Raw genomic sequence first — 960 nt, forward strand, 5'->3', positions numbered from 1 at the left:
CGTCTACCGTGCGTAGGCGTAGACGGATGCGGCGGAGGCGACGGGTCCTGCGACGGTGGAGAAGACGCTGACGACCTTGGAGACTTCGGTGAAGGGGGCGTTGGAGACGTAGACGAGGTCGCGGTTGCGCATGCGGAAGGCCTGGGAGGTGAACAGGCTGTTGGGGTCGCGCATGTCGATGCGGTAGACGACCGGGACCACCGGGGTGGTCAGCAGCGGCGAGGCCGGGTTGAGGCGGCGCACCACCGCAGCCGGCTCGAAGCGGAACACGAAGGTTCCGGCGGGGTCGGCCTGGAAGTCGGACAGGCCGCGCGCCTTGGCCAGCGCCTGGGCCAGCGTGATGCCCTCGGCCGAGAACGGCAGCTCGGTGGCGTTGCCGAGCGCGCCCACCGCGAGGAAGGTCTGGGGGTCGCGCACCAGCGTCAGCACGTCGTTGGGGCGCAGGTAGATGTTCTCGCGCGGGTTGGCCACCAGGGTCGTCATCGGCACGGTGGTGGTGCGGTCCCCGCGCGAGAGGCGCACGAAGGTCTCGGAGACGGGCGAGCGCACGCCGCCGGCCGAGGCCACGACGTCGAGGAGGCGGTCGCCGCCGGTGGACAGCGGCAGGCGGGCGCTGGCGACGGCCTCGCCGGTGACGGTGACGGCCTGCGAGATCGGCTTGGTGACCGAGACCAGCACCTGCGGCTGGATCGCCTTGCCGGCGAGCTCGTTCTCGATCAGCGTCTGGACGTCCTGGGTGCGGCGTCCGGCGACGTGGATGCGCCCGGCGTAGGGCACCGAGATCGCGCCGTCGCGGCCGACCGCCTGCTCGGGGATGAGGGCGGACTTCGAGCCGGCGGAGAAGCGGTCGGCGACGAGGGGTCCTGAGAACAGGCCGCCGGAGCCGGCTTCCCAGACCGAGACGGCGACGTAGTCGCCGACCCCGATCACCGGCTCGATCGAGGGGCGCTTGTCGCCGAA

The 960-nt window shown here is 71.9% G+C and carries 1 protein-coding gene; it reads right to left on the reverse strand.

What is annotated here, in order from left to right; genetic code table 11:
* Nucleotides 1-3: 3 nt before the first annotated feature.
* Nucleotides 4-960, reverse strand: a 957-nt coding sequence (locus tag FV222_RS27375; RefSeq protein WP_147816275.1) for a polysaccharide biosynthesis/export family protein, incomplete at its 5' end; no start/stop codon positions are given.

The sequence above is a fragment of the Methylobacterium sp. WL103 genome (assembly GCF_008039885.1).
Classification (GTDB): Bacteria; Pseudomonadota; Alphaproteobacteria; order Rhizobiales; family Beijerinckiaceae; genus Methylobacterium; species Methylobacterium cerastii.